Annotated in this window: 15 protein-coding genes; 12 read left to right on the top strand and 3 right to left on the bottom strand. The window is 65.2% G+C overall.

Features of this window, described 5'->3' with window-relative positions:
- The first annotated feature begins 235 nt into the window (after positions 1-235).
- The 9 genes from CQW31_RS29470 to CQW31_RS29430 all read left to right on the top strand — a co-directional run bounded on the left by CQW31_RS29470 (position 236) and on the right by CQW31_RS29430 (position 10,571).
- Positions 236-946, top strand: coding sequence for a FadR/GntR family transcriptional regulator (locus CQW31_RS29470; protein WP_099816047.1), 711 nt, complete (start codon positions 236-238; stop codon positions 944-946).
- A gap of 104 nt (positions 947-1,050) precedes the next feature.
- Positions 1,051-2,244 carry an L-2-hydroxyglutarate oxidase gene (lhgO, locus tag CQW31_RS29465; RefSeq protein WP_099816046.1) on the top strand — a complete coding sequence of 398 codons (1,194 nt, stop codon included), beginning with the start codon at positions 1,051-1,053 and terminating at the stop codon, positions 2,242-2,244.
- A 43-nt stretch (positions 2,245-2,287) separates the two neighbouring features.
- Entirely contained in the window at positions 2,288-3,619 is a 1,332-nt protein-coding gene (locus tag CQW31_RS29460) for an MFS transporter (protein WP_054885780.1), read from the top strand.
- A 147-nt stretch (positions 3,620-3,766) separates the two neighbouring features.
- Positions 3,767-4,726 (top strand): MoxR family ATPase, encoded by a 960-nt coding sequence (locus tag CQW31_RS29455; protein ID WP_027919334.1) that lies wholly within the window; start codon positions 3,767-3,769, stop codon positions 4,724-4,726.
- 3 nt (positions 4,727-4,729) lie between these two features.
- Positions 4,730-5,674 (top strand): DUF58 domain-containing protein, encoded by a 945-nt coding sequence (locus tag CQW31_RS29450; protein WP_054885779.1) that lies wholly within the window; start codon positions 4,730-4,732, stop codon positions 5,672-5,674.
- Positions 5,671-6,165, top strand: coding sequence for a DUF4381 domain-containing protein (locus CQW31_RS29445; RefSeq protein WP_027919336.1), 495 nt, complete (start codon positions 5,671-5,673; stop codon positions 6,163-6,165). Before CQW31_RS29450 ends, CQW31_RS29445 begins: the two co-directional genes overlap by 4 nt.
- On the top strand, positions 6,158-7,234 hold the full coding sequence (locus tag CQW31_RS29440; protein ID WP_054885778.1) for a VWA domain-containing protein: 1,077 nt from the start codon (positions 6,158-6,160) through the stop codon (positions 7,232-7,234). Before CQW31_RS29445 ends, CQW31_RS29440 begins: the two co-directional genes overlap by 8 nt.
- The gene (locus CQW31_RS29435) at positions 7,231-8,949 is read left to right on the top strand and encodes a tetratricopeptide repeat protein (RefSeq protein ID WP_054885777.1); all 1,719 of its coding nucleotides are present in this window, start codon (positions 7,231-7,233) and stop codon (positions 8,947-8,949) included. The genes CQW31_RS29440 and CQW31_RS29435 overlap by 4 nt, the downstream gene beginning before the upstream one ends.
- On the top strand, positions 8,946-10,571 hold the full coding sequence (locus tag CQW31_RS29430) for a BatD family protein (RefSeq protein WP_099816045.1): 1,626 nt from the start codon (positions 8,946-8,948) through the stop codon (positions 10,569-10,571). Before CQW31_RS29435 ends, CQW31_RS29430 begins: the two co-directional genes overlap by 4 nt.
- A gap of 358 nt (positions 10,572-10,929) precedes the next feature.
- Here CQW31_RS29430 and CQW31_RS29415 read toward each other — a convergent pair whose 3' ends face one another.
- On the bottom strand, positions 10,930-11,361 hold the full coding sequence (locus CQW31_RS29415; RefSeq protein ID WP_054885775.1) for a DUF2628 domain-containing protein: 432 nt from the start codon (positions 11,359-11,361) through the stop codon (positions 10,930-10,932).
- A 147-nt stretch (positions 11,362-11,508) separates the two neighbouring features.
- Positions 11,509-11,901 (bottom strand): hypothetical protein, encoded by a 393-nt coding sequence (locus tag CQW31_RS29410; RefSeq protein ID WP_099816044.1) that lies wholly within the window; start codon positions 11,899-11,901, stop codon positions 11,509-11,511.
- Positions 11,902-12,159: 258 nt separating this feature from the next.
- Here CQW31_RS29410 and CQW31_RS29405 point away from each other — a divergent pair, with 258 nt between their 5' ends.
- Genes CQW31_RS29405 through CQW31_RS29395 form a run of 3 tightly spaced genes read left to right on the top strand, consistent with a single transcriptional unit; the run spans position 12,160 to position 17,629 of the window.
- Positions 12,160-13,398 carry an exonuclease SbcCD subunit D C-terminal domain-containing protein gene (locus tag CQW31_RS29405; protein ID WP_054885774.1) on the top strand — a complete coding sequence of 413 codons (1,239 nt, stop codon included), beginning with the start codon at positions 12,160-12,162 and terminating at the stop codon, positions 13,396-13,398.
- Entirely contained in the window at positions 13,395-17,039 is a 3,645-nt protein-coding gene (locus tag CQW31_RS29400; protein ID WP_099816043.1) for an AAA family ATPase, read from the top strand. Before CQW31_RS29405 ends, CQW31_RS29400 begins: the two co-directional genes overlap by 4 nt.
- Complete coding sequence (locus CQW31_RS29395) at positions 17,036-17,629, top strand: glutathione S-transferase (protein WP_099816042.1); 594 nt, start codon at positions 17,036-17,038, stop codon at positions 17,627-17,629. The genes CQW31_RS29400 and CQW31_RS29395 overlap by 4 nt, the downstream gene beginning before the upstream one ends.
- Positions 17,630-17,683: 54 nt before the next feature.
- Here the strand turns inward: CQW31_RS29395 and CQW31_RS29390 are convergent.
- Positions 17,684-18,318 (bottom strand): IS3 family transposase (locus CQW31_RS29390; protein WP_143524246.1); only part of this gene is annotated, 635 nt, incomplete at its 5' end.

Raw genomic sequence — 18,318 nt, 5'->3', positions numbered from 1 at the left:
TGCATTCTTTATCGGCGCTTTGGTGGAAGGGGTGGGGCGATGTCTCCCACGGTCTGTACTGCTGCGAACAGTCAGAATCGGGCATTTAGTCCCACCACCCCTTCAAGTCTAACCATACAAGCGGGCGTGCCCGCGAAAGGACCGGACCTGCTTACCGCTTCCTCCCAGGAAGCATTGACAGCTCTGCCCCATCACAGGCATTGTCTGACAACCTGATAACTAGGCAACCGTTTCCATGCTAGAGCTCCAGCGCCCCGACACCCTGGTAGACCGGGTCGTCAGCGCCATCCGCGCCGAGATCGACTCCGGCCGCCTGGCCGCCGAATCGCGCCTGCCCACCGAACAGCAACTGGCCGAACAGCTGAATGTCAGCCGCTCGGTGGTGCGCGAGGCGGTGGCGCAGCTCAAGGCCGACGGCGTGCTGATCGCCCGGCGCGGGCTCGGCTCCTACATCTCGCAAACACCCGCCGGTACCGTGTTCCGCTTCCCTGGCAGCAATGGCCGCAAGCCGGACCTGGTGCAGATGTTCGAAATGCGCCTGTGGATCGAAACCCAGGCCGCCGCCATCGCCGCCCGCCGCCGCGACGAGCAGGACCTGGCCCACATGGCCAAGGCCCTGCAGGAAATGCTCGACAAGCGCACTGACTTCGCCACCGCCTCGGCCGCCGACGTGGCCTTCCACCGAGCGATTGCCGAAGCCAGCAAGAACGATTACTTCGTGGCCTTCCACGACTTCCTCGGTGGCCAGCTGGCCAGTGCCCGGCGCACCGCCTGGGAAAACTCCGCTGCCCACTCGGTGGGTGGTTCGGCCGATGCCAATCGCGAACACCAGGCGCTGTACCACGCCATAGCCGATGGCGACCGCCAGGCGGCCGCGGCCTGCGCCGAAGCGCACCTGCGTGCCTCGGCCAAGCGCCTGAAGATCGACCTCCCCGCCCTCGACTGACCCCGGAGAAACCGACGTGGCCTGACGCGGGCCTTTTTTACGCATTACTTAGTCTGACAACCTGATAAGCAGATCCACCGACAAGAACACCAAGGTACCCCTGCATGACTTATGACTACTGCATCATCGGCGGCGGCATCGTCGGCCTTGCCACCGCGATGGCCCTGCTCGAACAACGCCCGGGCGCATCCCTGCTGATCCTGGAGAAGGAAGCCAGCCTCGGCCGCCACCAGACCGGCCACAACAGCGGGGTGATCCATGCGGGCATCTACTATGCGCCTGGCAGCCTGAAGGCCGAACTGTGCAAGCGCGGCGCCCAGGCGACCAAGGACTTCTGCACCGAGCACGGCATTGCCTTCGAAGTCTGCGGCAAGCTGCTGGTGGCCTCCAATGACCTGGAAGTGCAACGCATGCAGGCGCTGTACGAGCGCTCGCAACTGAACGGCCTGAACGTCGAGCGCCTGGGTGCGGCCGCACTGGCCGAACGTGAGCCGAACATCGTCGGCAAGGGCGCGCTGTTCCTTGATGCCACCGGCATCGTCGACTACACCCAGGTGTGCAACGCCATGGCCAAGGTGATCCGCCAGGCTGGCGGCGAAGTACACCTGTCTACTCGCGTGCGTGCCATCCAGGAGCACGCCGACCATGTCGCCGTCGGCACCGACAGCCACACCTGGCGCGCCCGCCAGCTGGTGGCCTGCGCCGGCCTGCAGTCCGACCGCCTGGCGCGCCTGGCCGGGGTGAAGATCGACCACCAGATCATCCCCTTCCGCGGTGAGTACTACCGCCTGCCGGCCAGCAAGAACCAGATCGTCAACCACCTGATCTACCCGATCCCCGACCCGGAGCTGCCATTCCTCGGCGTGCACCTGACGCGCATGATCGACGGCAGCGTCACCGTCGGCCCGAACGCCGTGCTCGGCTTCGGTCGCGAGAACTACCGCAAGTTTTCGCTCAACTGGCGCGACGTCGCCGAGTACGCCAGCTTCCCAGGCTTCTGGAAAACCCTCTGGAACAACCTCGGCTCCGGCACCACCGAGATGAAGAACTCGCTGTTCAAGCGCGGCTACCTGGAACAGTGCCGCAAGTACTGCCCGTCGCTGCAAGTGGAAGACCTGCTGCCCTACGAGGCGGGTATTCGCGCCCAGGCGGTGATGCGCGACGGCACCTTGGTGCATGACTTCCTGTTCGCCGAGACCCCGCGCATGGTGCATGTCTGCAATGCCCCGTCGCCGGCTGCCACCTCGGCCATTCCGATCGGCCAGATGATCGCCGCGAAGATCCTCAAGGCCCGCTGAAATCTGCTTCACCCACAACTACAAAGACAATAAGGAACCCCCCATGTCGGTACATGAGGCGGCCCCGGCCGCGCACGAGACCCCGCAACAGCAACGCAAGCGCCTGCGCAAGGTGGCGGCGGCGACCATCTTCGGCTCGATGCTGGAGTGGTACGACTTCTACCTTTACGCGACGATGGCCGCGATCGTGTTTTCGAAGATCTTCTTTGATGCCAGCAACCCGGCGGTGGCCTCGCTGCTGGCCTTCTCCACCTTCGCCATCGGCTTCATTGCCCGCCCCTTCGGCGGCATTCTGTTCGGCTACCTGGGCGACCGTTTCGGGCGCAAGCATGTGCTGGTGATCACCTTTTGCATGATGGGCGTGTGCACGGCGCTGATCGGGCTGATCCCAAGCTACGCCAGCATCGGCATCTGGGCACCGATCCTGCTGGTGGTGATCCGCATCATCCAGGGCCTGGGCGCGGGTGCCGAGCTGTCCGGCGCGGCGGTGACCTCCTATGAACATGCCAGCGAAGGCAAGCGCGGCAGCCAGGGCGCCTGGCCGGCGCTGGGGCTGAACCTGGGGCTGCTGCTGTCGTCGCTGACGGTGTACCTGCTGACCATGAACGGTAACGAATTCCTCCTGGCCGGCGGCTGGCGCATCCCGTTCATCGCCAGCATCGCCCTGGTGGCGATCGGCCTGTGGGTGCGCAAGAGCATCCCGGAGACACCGGACTTCAAGGAGCTGGACAAGGCCGACAGCAGCAAGCCACAGGTGTCGCCATTGAAACTGTTGTTCAGGAACGACCTCAAGGGCCTGGCCGTGGTGTTCTTCGTGGCCATCGGCTACAACGCCCTGAGCTACATCTTCAAGACCTTCTCGCTGGCCTACCTGACCCAGTTCAAGGGCGTGGAGGCGCATGTCACCTCGCTGTCGGTGACCATCGCCAGCCTCGTGGCGATATTCGCCGTGCCGTTCTTCGGCTGGCTGTGCGACCGCTGGAGCAGCAAGACCGTGCTGATGCTAGGCGGGGTCCTGTCGGCAGTGTTCGCCTACCCGTTCCTGCAGCTGCTGGGCACCGGTGAGCCCACCCAGATCTACATCGCCATCGCGATCGGCACCGGCATCCTCGCGCCGATGATGTTCGCCCCGCAAGGTTCGTTCCTCAGCCGCCAGTTCCCGACCCAAACGCGCGCCTCCGGCTTCGGTACAGGCCGTGAGATCGGCACGGCGGTGGCCGGTGGCCTGGCACCGCTGGGCGGCCTGGCCCTGGTGGCCGGCTCGGCGACCCATTCCACCGATGGTGTAGCGCTGATCCTGGCAATCGCCGGGGTGCTGGTCGTGGTGTTCGCCCTGTGCGACCAGGGGCGCAAGCACTCCGCCTCGAAGAACTGAGCCGATAAGCGTGCGGGCGCGCCCTGCAGCGACTGTGGCAGCGATAAAAATCCCGCCCTTCATTGGTCGGCGCCCCCCTGGATAGATTAAAGTATCAGCCCCTGCCAGGTCGTCCGCGACCTGGCGCAAACCCAGGAACCGCCACCGATGGAACACCGTGAAGCGCTGATCGCGCTACGCACCTTTCTTTCCTCCCAGATCCTAGGCCAGGAGAAGCTGGTCGAGCGGCTGTTGATCGTGCTGTTGGCCGACGGCCACATGCTGGTCGAAGGGGCCCCGGGTCTGGCCAAGACCAAGGCCATCAAAGAGCTGGCCGAAGGCATCGAGGCGCAGTTCCATCGCATCCAGTTCACCCCCGACCTGCTCCCCGCCGACATCACCGGCACCGAGATCTATCGCCCGGAAACCGGCAGCTTCGTGTTCCAGCAGGGGCCGATCTTCCATAACCTGGTGCTGGCCGATGAAATCAACCGTGCCCCGGCCAAGGTGCAGTCGGCGCTGCTCGAAGCCATGGCCGAACGCCAGGTCAGCGTGGGCCGCAGCACCTACGACCTGTCGCCGCTGTTCCTGGTAATGGCCACACAGAACCCGATTGAGCAGGAAGGCACCTACCCGCTGCCCGAAGCCCAGCTCGACCGCTTCCTGATGCACGTGAAGATCGGCTTCCCCGATGCCGCCGTAGAGCGCCGTATCCTCGCCCAGGCCCGTGGCGAAGCACTGGGCGGCGAAGTGAAGCCCGAGCGTCGGGTCAGCCAGCAGGCAATCTTTGCCGCACGCAAGGAAATACTCGGCCTGTACATGGCCGACGCCGTGGAGGAATACCTGGTGCAACTGGTGATGGCTACCCGCACCCCGGCCAAGTTCGATGCCGAGTTGGCCGACTGGATCGCCTACGGTGCCAGCCCGCGCGGCTCGATCGCGCTTGACCGCTGCGCCCGTGCCCATGCCTGGCTGGCCGGGCGCGACTTCGTCAGCCCCGAGGACATCCAGGCGGTGCTGTTCGATGTGCTGCGCCACCGCATCATCCTGTCGTTCGAAGCCGAAGCCGCAGGGATCGATCAGGACCGCGTGGTCCAGCGCATCCTCGACGTCGTGGCCGTCGCCTGACCCATGCCCACCGCGCTGCAGGCCGAACCCGGCATCCGCATCGGCCTCGCCGAACTGATCGACATGCGCCACCGCGTGCGCGAGATCCAGCTGTTTTCCCGCCCTGGCCAGCGCAGCCCGCTGGTCGGCCTGCACCATTCCAAACTGCGCGGGCGGGGCGTGGACTTCGACCAGGTGCGCGTGTACCAGGCCGGTGACGATGTACGCAACATCGACTGGCGCGTCACCGCACGCACCCAGGAACCGCACACCAAGCTGTTCCACGAAGAACGCGAACGGCCGATTTTCATCCTCGTCGAGCAGAGCCAGCGCCTGTTCTTCGGCTCGGGACTGATGTTCAAGTCGGTGCTCGCAGCCGAAGCTGCCGCGCTGTTCGGCTGGGCCGCGCTGGGCCACAACGACCGTATCGGCGGGCTGGTGTTCGGCGATAACGAGCACCACGAGATCAAACCCCGGCGCAGCAAGCAGAGCCTGCTGCAGCTGCTCAACCGCCTGGCCAAGGTCAACCAGGCCCTGCACACCGAAGCCGCGCCCCAGGCCGACAGCCTTGGCCTGGCCCTGCGCCGCGCCCGTGAGGTGTTGCGCCCTGGCAGCCTGGCCATTGTCATCTGCGACGAACGCTCGCTCAGCGCCCAGGCCGAGCAACACCTGGCCATGCTCTCGCGCCATTGCGACCTGCTGCTGATGCCGGTGTCCGACCCGCTCGACCACGCCCTGCCCGCCGCCGGCCTGCTGCGCTTCGCCCAACGCGGCGCGCAGCTGGAGCTTGACACCCTGGACGCCAACCTGCGCCAGGCTTACCGTCACCAGGCCGAAGCTCGCATCGAGCGCTGGGAGCTGATGGCACAGAAGCTGCGCGTGCTGCTGATGCCGCTGAGCACCCAGAGCGAGATGATCGAACAACTGCGCGAATACCTGAACGCCCAGCGCCCCGGGAGTGGCCAGTGAACCCGCTGGACCAGCTGCAACCGCTGATCGCACCGCCAGCGATCGGCCTGTGGCCGCCAGCACCGGGCTGGTGGCTGTTGCTTGCGCTGTTGCCACTGCTGGTCTGGGGCTTGTGGCGGTTGCGCCGCTGGCGGCCGGGCAAGCGCCCGGTGGTACGCGCCGAGTTGCCGCTCGACCCGGTGCGCCTGGAAGCGCTGGCCGAACTCGCCCGCCTGCCGCGCCCCTACGACGGCGCACCGGCCGGCGCCTGGCTGCAGCAGATCAACGCCCTGCTCAAGCGCCTGTGCCGCAACCACTACCCCGGTGCCAACAGCCATACCTTGAACGGCCGCCAGTGGCTGGCCTTTCTCGACAACCGCTGCCCGGCCGCCGGCCTGACCCGCTGGATGGTGCTGGTCGAAGGCGCCTACAAGCCCGAGTGCAAGCTCGACGACAAGGCTATCGTCGGGCTCAGCCAGGCGGTCGAAACCTGGATTCGCAAACATGTTTGAGCTGGCCTGGCCGTGGATCTTCGTGTTGCTGCCGCTACCGTGGCTGGCGCGCCTTTTGCTGCCCGCCGCCGACAGCGGCGAGCCGGTGCTCAAGGTCGGTTTCCTCGACGAACTGGAGGGCCTGGCCGGGCGCCGTGCACGGCTGAACCTGCCGACCCTGCGCCAACAGGCACCGTATGTGGTGATCTGGCTGTTGCTGCTGCTGGCCGCCGCGCGCCCGCAATGGCTTGGCGAGCCGGTGCCGGTGGCCTCCAGTGGCCGCGACCTGCTGGTGGCAGTGGATGTCTCGGGCTCGATGGACTTCCCCGACATGCAGTGGAAAGACGAAGACATCAGCCGCCTCGACCTGGTCAAGGCACTGCTCGGCGACTTCCTGCAAGACCGCGAAGGCGACCGTGTCGGCTTGATCCTGTTTGGCAGCCAGGCCTACCTGCAAGCCCCGCTGACCTTCGACCGGCGCACCGTGCGCACCTTCCTCGACGAGGCGCAGATCGGCATCGCCGGCAAGAACACCGCCATCGGCGACGCCATCGGCCTGGCGGTCAAGCGCCTGCGCCAGCGCCCGGCGCAAAGCCGGGTACTGGTGCTGGTCACCGATGGTGCCAACAACGGCGGGCAGATCCACCCACTGACAGCCGCCCGCCTGGCTGCCCAGGAAGACGTGCGCATCTATACCATTGGTATCGGCGCCAACCCCGAGGCCAGCGGTACCCCCGGCCTGCTCGGCCTGAACCCGAGCCTGGACCTCGACGAAGCGTCACTCAGGGAGATTGCCGAAATCACCCACGGCGCCTACTTCCGCGCCCATGACGGCGCTGAGCTGAACGCCATCGGCGATACCCTCGACCAGCTTGAACCGGTGGCCCAGCAGCCAACCCAAGCGCGTACGGCCAAAGCCCTGTATGCCTGGCCGCTGGCCTTGGCCCTGCTGCTCAGCGTGTTGCTGGTGGTGGCAGTGCAATGGCCCGACAACCTGCTGCACAAGGTGCTGCGCAGACCCCGCTTCCTGCAACCCCATCCGGAATGGCGCCAGCGCCTGAAACGCCTGCGCCTGAGGAAACGGCGATGATCGATCTCTGGCCACAATGGTTGCGCCCGCTCTGGCTGCTGGTCGTGCCCCTGCTCGGCTGGCTGCTGTTCAAGCTCTGGCACCGGCGCAAACGTGCCGGGCGCTGGCAGATGATCCTGCCGCCAGCGTTCCACCCGGTGCTGCTCGGCGGTGGCAGCGGCAGCAACAGCAAGCTGCCCTGGGTGGCCCTGGGCCTGGCCTGGTTGCTGGTGGTGCTGGCCCTGCTCGGGCCGAGCTGGCAGCGCCTGGAAGAAACCCGCCAGCGCCCCGCCGACCCGCTGGTGATCCTGCTCGAACTGACCCCGCAGATGCTGGCCGAGGATGTTACGCCCAACCGCCTGGAACAGGCGCGACGCAAGATCCTCGACTTGCTCGAACACCGCAACGACAGCCAGACCGCGCTGATCGTCTACGCCGGCAGTGCGCACACGCTGGTGCCGCTGTCGGATGACCTCGGCACCACGCGCAACCTGCTGGAAGCCATCGACCCATCGATCATGCCCAAACCGGGCCAACGCGCCGACCTTGCCGTGCAAAAAGGCCTGGCCCTGCTGGCGCAGAGCGGCCTCGGCCAGGGCCGTCTGCTGCTGGTCGGCTCGGCGCTGAGCGCAGCGGAGCGCCAAGGCATCAGCCAGGCCCTCGGCCGCCAGGGCCCGAGCCTGCTGATGCTTGGCATCGGCACCGGCGACGGCGCGCCGGTGCGCCAGGCCAATGGCGAATACCTCAAGGATGACCAGGGGGGCATCCTCCTGCCACGGCTCGACAGTGCCAGCCTCAAGGCCTTCATCAGCGGCACCGGCGGGCGCTACCGCCATGCCCGCATCGACGACCTCGACCTGCGCGGCCTTGGCCTGTTCGACAACCCGCGCCGCCTGCACGATGCCGGCCAGACCCTGCAGCTGGACAGCTGGGCCGACCAGGGCTACTGGCTGTTGCTGCCATTGTTGTTGCTGGCCGCCTGTGCCGGGCGCCGCGGCTGGCTGTTCTGCCTGCCGCTGCTGCTGGCCCTGCCACAACCGAGCCAGGCCTTCGAGTTCAACGACCTGTGGCTGCGCCCCGATCAACAGGGCCAGATGCTGTTGGGCAAGCAGCGCCCGGCAGACGCCGCCCGGCATTTCCAGGACCCGCAATGGCGCGGCATGGCGCTGTACCAGGCCGGCGACTACGCCGCTGCCGCCGAAGCCTTCGCCCAGGGCGACAGCGCCGCAGCCCACTACAATCGAGGCAATGCCCTGGCCCGTAGCGGCGAGCTGGAAGCCGCCCTGGATGCCTACGAACAGGCCCTGGAGCGCCAGCCCGACCTGCAGCCGGCACTGGCCAACCAGGCGCTGGTGCAACAGTTGCTGCAGCAACGCGAGGCCCAGGCCGAGGAACAACCGGCCGAGAGCGACGCCCAAGGCACTCCGGGCAGCGAAACCGAAGGCAACAGCAGTTCGGCCAGCAGCCCTGCCCAGGGCACGCCTGCGAGCGAAGAACAGGCCAGCGCCGAACAACCCGGTGAAGGCAGCAACAACAGCCAGGCGGCGCCTGGCAACCAGGGCGGCGATGACGACAGCATCACCCAGCCGCCGCAGCGCCCGGTATCGACCAGCCTCGATGCCGAGCAGCGTCAGGCTCTGGAACAATGGCTGCGCGAGATCCCCGACAACCCGGCGGAGCTGTTGCGGCGCAAATTCTGGTATGAACAGCAATTGCATCAGGAAAACACACGATGAGTCGCTTCGGCGTCTTTGTTCTTGGCCTGTTGTGGGCCATCATGGCCCAGGCCCTACCCACGCTGCAGGCCAGCGTCGACCGCACGCGCCTGGAGGCCGGCGAAACCCTCGAACTGACCCTCGAAAGCCAGGACGTGACCCAGTTCGGCAAGCCTGATTTGCGTGCCCTGGAAGGCGACTTCGAAGTGCGCGGCACGCGCCAGTTGAACAGCTTGCACACCCTCGACGGCGAAACCCGCGCCAGCACCCGCTGGATCATTACCCTGCTGCCCCGGCGCAGCGGCAGCCTGCGTATTCCCGAGCTGCAACTGGGCCAGTCGCACAGCCAGGCCATCGACCTGCAAGTGCTGCAGGCCGACAGCAGCCGCCCGGAAGTCGCCTCGCAAGTCTTCGTCGAAGCCACCCTGGACAGCAACGAGGTGTACGTCCAGGCACAGGCCGTGCTGACCCTGCGCATCTACCACTCGGTGTCGCTGTACGACGACAGCAGCCTGAGCCCACTGCAGCTGGAGAATGCCAAGGTCGAGCCGCTGGGTGAGTCGCGCACTTACGAGAAGGAAATCAACGGTGTGCGCCACGGGGTGATCGAAACCCGCTACGCGGTGTACCCGCAGCAGAGCGGCGACCTGGACATCCCGCCGCTGACCTTCACTGCCACCGCCGCCGACAACAGCCAGCAACCTGCCAGCACCGCCCGGGTCGGCCGCCAGGTGCAGGTCAGTTCGCTGCCGCTACGCCTGGCAGTACGCCCCATCCCCGCTGCCTGGCCGGCCAACGTGCCCTGGCTGCCGGCGCGAGGCCTGAGCCTGGAAGAACACTGGAACCCAGACCCGGCGAGCCAGCAACCTCAGATTGGCGACTCATTGACGCGCAGCATCACCCTGCGCGCCGAAGGCCTGTCGAGCACCCAGCTGCCACAACTGCCCGCCACCGAGATCGTCGGCCTGCGCCGCTACCCGGACCAGCCGGTGCTGCGCAACGAGATCAACGAACGCGGCATGACTGCCAACCGCGAAGAGCGTGAAGCGCTGGTGCCGACCCACAGCGGCAAGCTGGCCCTGCCGGCCGTGGAAGTCACTTGGTGGAACACCCGCGAAGACCATCTGGAGCACAGCAGCCTGCCGGCGCGCATGCTGGATGTGTTAGACAACCCGGCGCTGAGCGCCGACTCCCCGGTTGGCGACCTTGGCGGTGCGAATCAGCTGCTGTGGCCCTGGCAGCTCGCCACCCTGCTGTTCGCCCTGACCACTGTGCTCGGTTTCGCCCTGTGGTGGCGCGCCCGCTCGCAACCAGCGGTGCTGCGTGCTGCGCAGAACGGGCCGAGCCCGCGGACTTTGCTGGATGACCTCAAGCGCGCATGCCAGGCCAACGACCCACAGGCTACCCGCCAGGCGCTCGATGCCTGGGCGCGGCAGCAGCCGGAGACCCTGGCCGAGATGGCGGCGCGGTTCGTGCCGTTATCGGATGCGCTGGATGGGTTGAACGGAGCGCTTTATAGCGAGAGTGGGCAGTATTGGCAGGGGGAGGATCTGTGGCGGGCGATCGGCACGATTCCGCCGGCGGAGCAGGTATTGTTGCCTGCGGGCGAGAGTGGGAGTTTGCCGCCGCTTTATCCGAAGTGAGGGTTTGGGTTTGGAAGTCATGCCTTGGGATCTTCAGCGCTCCTGAGATCGAGCGCCGCCCGCGCGGCGCATCGCGGGCAAGCCCGCTCCCACATTTGTTTTGGGCCAGTCACTCCTGTGATGCCAACAGGAGCAGCCTTGTTGGCATGGCGATACATCTCGGTGGGCGCTAATGCTACTCCACCTATCTCAAGTCATGCACCAAGGCGGTCCCTGTTGGCAGTGCAGGAGTGACTGGCCCGAAACAAATGTGGGAGCGGGCTTGCCCGCGATGCGCCGCGCGGGCGGCGCTCGATCTCACAGGCGCTGAGTCTCTCCCGCCAGGCACCTCTAAGCCCTTTCGCGCGCTACAAAGCCTTCAAATGAAACGCAAGCCCTCGAACGGGTTCCAGCCTTGCTTGCCCGTGGTCTGCTTCAGGTAATAAGCATAGTTGGTGAGAATCCCGTACATCACGTTGAACGCCACGTTGATGCCAGTATCCAGCGCCTTCGGCATGACGATGCCAGTCACATTCTGGAAAATCTCGATCACCAAGGTGATCGCCACAATGATCCCCAGCAGGGACAAGTTCTTTTTCCACAGACCCAGCACAAACAAGTAGATCGGGCCGAAGAAGAAGGCGATGAAGTTCATTCCGATCAGCAGCCTTTTGCCGAAGGGCGCAGCTTTCAGGGCGGCCTTGTAGGCGGCGCTGCTCGGGCTGCCGTGCTGATCGAAGAAAGCGAAACGCTCCTGCCATTTCGGCTTGAGGTTGCCAGTGCTGGATTGGGTTTGCGGGATGCCTTCCATGGGGAGCTCCGTGATGATCGTCCGTGGGTGTGAATGGCCTGGAATTTGGCCGGTTCCGAGGCTAGTTCAAGATTGGTTCAAGGGCAAGCCTGCAACTCGGGTAGCGTGAGAGCCAAGTCACGAAACGGCCGTAACACGATGAACAGTTCAAACCACTGACTCTCCCGCTCGAAGTTGTGCAGCCGTTTGGACAGGCGAAGCGGGGTCACTCCCTACCGACTTAGCGACATGGACAATGCGCAACACTGGCAGTAAAGGATTATCAAAGTTGCCGAGCGCATCCATCATGGGCGTCTCAGTGTCTCGCGAACTGTCAAACTCCAATTTTTTTCTTTTGGGTAAGTGATTGTATTTGGTCTTCGCCAAGTCTTGAGCGATGGTTGGTTGCTGCTCGTACAAAGGCAAGGCACGATAACCGTTGCCCAAGAGGTAACTTGCCAACTCAACGACCAGCCGTTCACCATTGAAACCAAGTGCAGTCTTTTTGCCGGGTCGTGCGCAGTACCCGTACACCGTATAGACCTGTGCCAGGTTTGCCATCGCCTCGCATCATGCGGCTGAGATAGGTAAATTGCCCAAGCACAACTTTTCAGCCATCAACAACAGCAAGGCAACTGACAAAAATGCCAGGCGAGCGCTGTTGCAGAACAATGACCGCATCACGGCTGCCAGTTGTTCATCGGCCTATCCGCGCTGCCATGCACCCCGACGCAAGCTTGAGTTACCATACCGCCCTTGCGCAACGCCCACCTCCCAAGCCAAGCCCCGGCTTGCTGACTCGACACCAACAGGTCATCCATGCGTCTGTTTCACACCTCCGACTGGCATCTGGGCCAAAGCCTGCACGGCCAGGAACGCGACTTCGAACACGCTTGCTTCCTCGACTGGCTGCTCGGCCAGCTGCGCCTGCGCCAGCCGGACGCGCTGCTGATCGCTGGCGACATCTTCGACACGGTCAACCCGCCGGTCAAAGCCCAGGAGCGGCTTTACGACTTCATCGTCCAGGCCCACGAGCAGCAACCGAAGCTGGACATCGTGATGATCGCCGGCAACCACGACTCCGGCTCGCGTATCGAATTGCCGGCGGCACTCATGCGCCGCCTGCGCACCCACGCGCTGGGCCGGGTGCATTGGCTCGACGAAGGCCAACTGGACGCCGAGCGCCTGCTGATCCCGCTGACCAATGGCCGTGGCAAGGTCGCTGCCTGGTGCCTGGCCCTGCCCTTCCTGCGCCCGGCCGAAGTGACCGGCCCGCAGCTGGGCGACGACTACCTGCAAGGCATCACCCAGGTGCACCAGCAACTGATTGGCGCGGCGCAGAAGAAACGCAAGAAGGACCAGGCGCTGATCGCCATCAGCCACGCCCACATGGCCGGTGGTGCGGTGTCCGAAGACTCCGAGCGCAGCCTGATCATCGGCAATGCCGAGGCACTGCCAGCCAAGCTGTTCGACAAGTCGATCAGCTACGTGGCGCTCGGCCACCTGCACAAGCCGCAGAAGGTCAACCGCGAAAACCGCATCCGCTACAGCGGCTCGCCGATCCCGCTGTCGTTCGCCGAAATCAACTACCCGCACCAGGTACTGGAAGTCGAACTCGAGGGCAGCGAGCTGGTCAGCGTCGAGCCGCGCCCGGTGCCGCGTGCGGTGGCCCTGCAGCGGGTCGGCCCGGCGCCGCTCGGCGAACTGCTCGAACAACTGGCCGAGCTGCCGGTGATCGACCTGCTCGAAGACCCCAACCGTCAGCCTTGGCTGGAGGTGCGAGTGGTTCTCGACGAGCCGCAACCCGACCTGCGCCAGCAGATCGAAACCGCGCTTCAGGGCAAGGCCGTACGGTTGATCCGCATCAGCGCCGAATACGCCGGCCGCACCAACAGCGAAGACGACGACCTGCAATTCGTCGAGTTGGCGCAGATGACCCCACAGGACCTGTTCAGCCGCGCCTGGGAACAGGCCTACGGCAACCCCGTCGACGAGCAGGCCCTGGCCGATTTCGCCCTGCTGCTGCAGGACGTCCAGCTGGAAGAGGAACAGCCATGAAGATTCTCGCCATCCGCCTGAAGAACCTGGCATCCCTGGTCGGCCCGGTCGATATCGACTTCACCGCCGAGCCCCTGGCCAGCGCCGGCCTGTTCGCCATCACCGGGCCTACCGGCGCCGGCAAGAGCACCCTGCTCGATGCCCTGTGCCTGGCCTTGTTCGGTACAGTGCCGCGCCTGAGCGACATCGCCCGCGAAGCCAAGGTGCCGGATGCCGACGGCGAAATCCCCACGTCCGACCCGCGCAACCTGCTGCGCCGGGGCACCGGCAGCGGCTTTGCTGAAGTCGACTTCGTCGGCATCGACGGCCACCGCTACCGCGCCCGCTGGGAAGCCAACCGCGCCCGCGACAAGGCCAACGGCAAGCTGCAGTTGAGCCGCCAGAGCCTGTATGACCTGGACAGCGAACAGCTGCTGGGCAGCGGCAAGAACGAATACAAGCAACTGATCGAAGCCCGCTTGGGCCTGAATTTCGAGCAGTTCACCCGCGCGGTGATGCTGGCACAAAGTGAGTTCGGCGCCTTCCTCAAGGCCGACGACAAAGAACGCAGCGAGCTACTGGAAAAGCTCACCAACACCGCCATCTATACCCGCCTCGGCCAACGTGCCTTCAGCAAGGCGCGGGAAGCTGCAGACACCTACAACGCCCTCAAGGAGCGTGCCAGCCACCTCCTGCCGATGGCCGCAGAGGCCCGCGCCGAACTCGACCAGCGCCTGGAACAGGCATTGCAGCAGTTCAAGGCCGACCAGGCCGGCGAGCGCCAACTCGAGCAGCAACGCAACTGGTTCAATGAACAGCGTCAGCTGCAGGCCCAGCACGGCGAAGCCAGCGCCACCCTTCAAGCAGCCGAACAAGACTGGCAACAGCTGGCTGAGCAACGCCTCGACCTGCAACGCCTGGAGCGCCTGGCGCCGCAGCGCCACCAGTTCCACCGGCAGCAGACGCTCGGCGCGCAACTGGCACCACTGGTGGCACAAATCGCCGAGCAACAGCGCCAGCAAACCGAATTGCAAAGGCGCACCGTGGAGCTGGAACACGCATCGCTGGCGTCTCAGGAGGCCCTGGCACAACGCCAGGCCTTGCACAGCGAAAATGCCCCGCGCCTGCGCCAGGCCTTCGCAGCCCAGGACCACCTGATACGTCTTGACCAGGAACTGGCGGGGCAGCGTAGCGCCTGCGAGCTGGCCACCCAGCAGCTTGCCGAAGGCCAGCAGCAACTGCAGCAAATGGAAGCAAACCAGCAGCGCAGCCAGCAGCAACTGGCCCAGATCGACAGCGCCCTGGCCGACAGCCAGCATTTGGCCGGCCTGGCCAATGCCTGGCAGGCCTACCTGCCACAACTCAAGCAGGTGATGCTGATCGGTGGCCGCTTGGCCAAGGGCCGGGAAGAGCTGCCTGGCCTGCAGGCCCAGGCCAGCCAGGCCAATGTTCAATTGCAGGCCCTGCGCGAGCACTTCGAGCTGCTGTTCCGCGAAGCCAAGGCCGAACCACAGGCCCTGGCCGAACAGATCGACCTGCTCGGCAACATGCTGCAGGACAACCGCAAGCAGCAACGCGCCGTCGAAGAACTTTCGCGCCTGCACGGCCGTGAACAGGAACTGCGCCAGCAGCTCGATGCCCTGCGTGAGCGTCAGCAGCAGGCCATGCAGCAACGCCAGCAACTGATCGGCGAAGGCACTGCGGCCAAGGCCGAGCAGGAAGCTGCCGAACAGGCGCTCAACCTCACTCGGCAGTTGCTGGAGCGCCAGCGCCTGGCGCGCACTAACAGCGTCGAAGAGCTGCGCGCCCAGTTGCGCGACGGCGAGCCCTGCCCGGTATGTGGCAGTGCCGAACACCCGTTCCATCAACCCGAGGCCCTGCTGCAAAGCCTCGGTCGCCATGACCATGCTGAAGAAGCAACCGCGCAGAAACAGGTCGAAACCCTCAACGGCAAGCTGGTCGACCTGCGCACCCAGCTGGGCGTGGTCAACGCTCAGCTCAAGGACCATCAACAGCAACAGCAGCAACTTGCCGAACAGGTACAACCGCTGGTGGCCCAGCTGCAGTCGCACAGCCTCTGGCCCGCCCTCGCCCCGCAGGACGACAAGGCCCGCAGCGCCTGGCTCGACAGCCAGCTGCGGCGCCTGGACGAAGAGATCGGCAAGGACGAGAAGCGCCAGAGTGCCCTGCTTGCCCTGCAAAAGGATGCCGCGCGCCTCAACCAGCAACTGCAGGCGGCGCAGGAGGCCCAACAGCAGGCCCAGCGCCATCTCGACCAGCAGCACCAGGCCTTGGCCAGCGATGAACAACAGCTTAAGCAGGGCCTGGACGGCCTGGCCAACGTGCTGCCGGGTGATGTGCTCAAAGCCCTCGGCGATGATCCGGCCAACGCTTTCCTGGCCCTCGACCAGCAAATCGCCCAGCGGCTGCAGCAACTGGAGCAGCGCAAGGACGAGCAGGAAGAACTGCAGGCACGCCAGGTGCAACTGGACAAGCTGCGCGATCAGCAGCAAGCCCGCGAGCAAACCCTGGCACACGTGCAGCAGCAGCTCGCCGCCCTCGAAAGCCAACGTCAGCAGGCCCAGGCCGCGCTGGCCGAGCTGCTCGGTGAGCAGGCCAGCGCCGAAGCCTGGCACCAGCACATGGACAGCCAGCTGGAGCAGGCCCGTGCCATCGATGCGCAAACCGCCCAGCACCTGCAGGATCTGCGCACCCAGGGCGTGCAGCTGGCCAGTGAAATCAAGGCCAATACCCAGCAACAGCAGGTACTGGAAAGCGAGTACCAGCAGCTGCAGGGCGACATCGCCCAGTGGCGTGCCGAGCATCCAGAGCTGGACGACGCCGGGCTGGATCGCCTGTTGGCTATCGACGACGCCCAGTTGGGCGAGCTGCGCCAGCGCCTGCAACTTGCCGAGAAGGCCGTCGAGCAGAGCCGTGTGCTGCTCCAGGAGCGCGACCAGCGCCTGCAGCAACACGCCGCGCAGATGACCGTCGAATCGTCGGCCGAAGACCTTGAGCAAGCGCTGGGCGAACTGCGCGAGCGCTTGGCCGGCCATGAGCAGCAATGCGCCGAATTGCGCGCGCAGCAGGCCGACGATCAGCGTCGCCAGCAGGCGAGCCAGGCGTTGGCCGGGGAAATCGAGCAGGCCCACCAGCAATGGCAGCGCTGGGCGCGGCTGAACGCGCTGATCGGCTCGGCCTCGGGCGACGTGTTCCGCAAGATCGCCCAAGGCTACAACCTCGACCTGCTGCTGCATCACGCCAACGCCCAGCTGCGCCAGCTGGCGCGCCGCTATCGCCTCAAGCGCGGTGGCAGCGCCCTGGGCCTGCTGGTGCTGGACACCGAGATGGGCGACGAGCTGCGCTCGGTGCACTCGCTGTCTGGCGGTGAAACGTTCCTGGTCTCGCTGGCCCTGGCCCTGGGCCTGGCATCGATGGCCTCGAGCACCCTGCGCATCGAGTCGCTGTTCATCGACGAAGGGTTCGGCAGCCTCGACCCTGAGTCGCTGCAACTGGCGATGGACGCCCTCGACGGCCTGCAGGCGCAAGGCCGCAAGGTCGCGGTGATCTCTCACGTGCAGGAGATGCACGAGCGCATTCCGGTGCAGATCCAGGTGCGCCGCCAGGGCAATGGCCTGAGCGACGTGGAGGTGTGCGGGTGATCCTCTACTCGTTCCGCCGCTGCCCGTGGGCGATGCGTGCGCGCCTGGCGCTGCGCTATGCCGGCTGCGCGGTAGAGATTGTCGAGGTGGCGATGAAGAACAAGCCGGCCGCACTGCTGGCCTTGTCGCCCAAGGGCACGGTGCCGGTGCTGGATACCGGTGACGGTGTACTGGAAGAGAGCCTGGACATCATGCGTTGGGCACTCGAGCAGCACGACCCGCTGGACTGGCGCCTGCAGGCCGACCCGGCCGCGGCGCAGCACGCCGAGGCGCTGATTACCCGCAACGACAGCACGTTCAAGGCACAGGTGAACCTGTACAAGTACGCCGAGCGCTACCCGGAGCACTCACGCGAGCATTATCGCCAGCAGGCCGAAGCCTGGCTGGCGGAGCTGGAACAGTTGCTCGAAGGCCGGCCGTACCTGCTGGCCGCTCACCCGAGCCTGGCCGATGCCGCCCTGTTGCCCCTGATGCGCCAGTTTGCCGGGGTCGAACCGCAGTGGTTCGCCGAGGCGGCTTATCCGCAAGTGCGGAGCTGGCTGGAGGGGTGGTTGGCTTCGGAGCTCTTCAACTCGGTCATGGCTCGCTAAAGCGCTTCAGGCTGCAACTCGGTCTCTGGACTGCCCCCTAAAAGTTGGACAGTTCTATGCTGCAGCCTGAGCCCTGTACTCAACAGGGCTCAGGCCATTGAGCTTCAGTTTGATGCGGTCATGGTTGTAGTAGCGGATGTACTCGTCCAGGCCCGCTTTCAACTCATCGACACTCTCAAAGCGCTTCAGGTAGAAAAATTCAGATTTGAGCGTACCGAAGAAGCTTTCCATGGCCGCGTTGTCCAGGCAATTGCCCTTGCGCGACATGCTCTGTTTCACGCCTCGCCCACGGAGCTTGTGACGATACTGAGCCTGCTGGTAATGCCATCCCTGATCTGAATGCAGCACAAGCTTCGGCTTCTCTCCCAAGCAGTCGAGGGCCTTGTCGAGCATGTTCCCAACCAGGCTGTAGCAAGGACGTTTGGCCGTTTCGTACGCCACGATTTCACCGTTGTACAAATCCATCACCGGCGAGAGATAGAGCTTCTGTTGCGCCACCTTGAATTCAGTCACGTCGGTCACCCACTTCTGATTAGGCCGTTGGGCAACAAAATTTCGCTCCAGCAAATTCGCCGCCACCTTGCCGACAACACCACGATAGGAACGGTATTTCTTAGGCCGTACCACTGACTTCAACCCTTGCTCAGCCATCAGTCGTTCAACGACCTTCTTGTTCACCAGCTTGTCCT

The organism is Pseudomonas sp. 382 (assembly GCF_002759075.1).
In the GTDB taxonomy this organism is placed as follows: domain Bacteria; phylum Pseudomonadota; class Gammaproteobacteria; order Pseudomonadales; family Pseudomonadaceae; genus Aquipseudomonas; species Aquipseudomonas vlassakiae.
Note: the sequence above shows the minus strand (reverse complement) of the source record. Positions and strands in the feature narration are given on the sequence as shown.

Coding starts and splice junctions, on each gene's coding strand:
- CQW31_RS29470 (WP_099816047.1), top strand. CDS start 236: ATGCTAGAGCTCCAGCGCCCCGACACCCTGGTAGACCGGGTCGTCAGC.
- lhgO (WP_099816046.1), top strand. CDS start 1,051: ATGACTTATGACTACTGCATCATCGGCGGCGGCATCGTCGGCCTTGCC.
- CQW31_RS29460 (WP_054885780.1), top strand. CDS start 2,288: ATGTCGGTACATGAGGCGGCCCCGGCCGCGCACGAGACCCCGCAACAG.
- CQW31_RS29455 (WP_027919334.1), top strand. CDS start 3,767: ATGGAACACCGTGAAGCGCTGATCGCGCTACGCACCTTTCTTTCCTCC.
- CQW31_RS29450 (WP_054885779.1), top strand. CDS start 4,730: ATGCCCACCGCGCTGCAGGCCGAACCCGGCATCCGCATCGGCCTCGCC.
- CQW31_RS29440 (WP_054885778.1), top strand. CDS start 6,158: ATGTTTGAGCTGGCCTGGCCGTGGATCTTCGTGTTGCTGCCGCTACCG.
- CQW31_RS29435 (WP_054885777.1), top strand. CDS start 7,231: ATGATCGATCTCTGGCCACAATGGTTGCGCCCGCTCTGGCTGCTGGTC.
- CQW31_RS29430 (WP_099816045.1), top strand. CDS start 8,946: ATGAGTCGCTTCGGCGTCTTTGTTCTTGGCCTGTTGTGGGCCATCATG.
- CQW31_RS29415 (WP_054885775.1), bottom strand. CDS start 11,361: ATGGAAGGCATCCCGCAAACCCAATCCAGCACTGGCAACCTCAAGCCG.
- CQW31_RS29410 (WP_099816044.1), bottom strand. CDS start 11,901: ATGGCAAACCTGGCACAGGTCTATACGGTGTACGGGTACTGCGCACGA.
- CQW31_RS29405 (WP_054885774.1), top strand. CDS start 12,160: ATGCGTCTGTTTCACACCTCCGACTGGCATCTGGGCCAAAGCCTGCAC.
- CQW31_RS29400 (WP_099816043.1), top strand. CDS start 13,395: ATGAAGATTCTCGCCATCCGCCTGAAGAACCTGGCATCCCTGGTCGGC.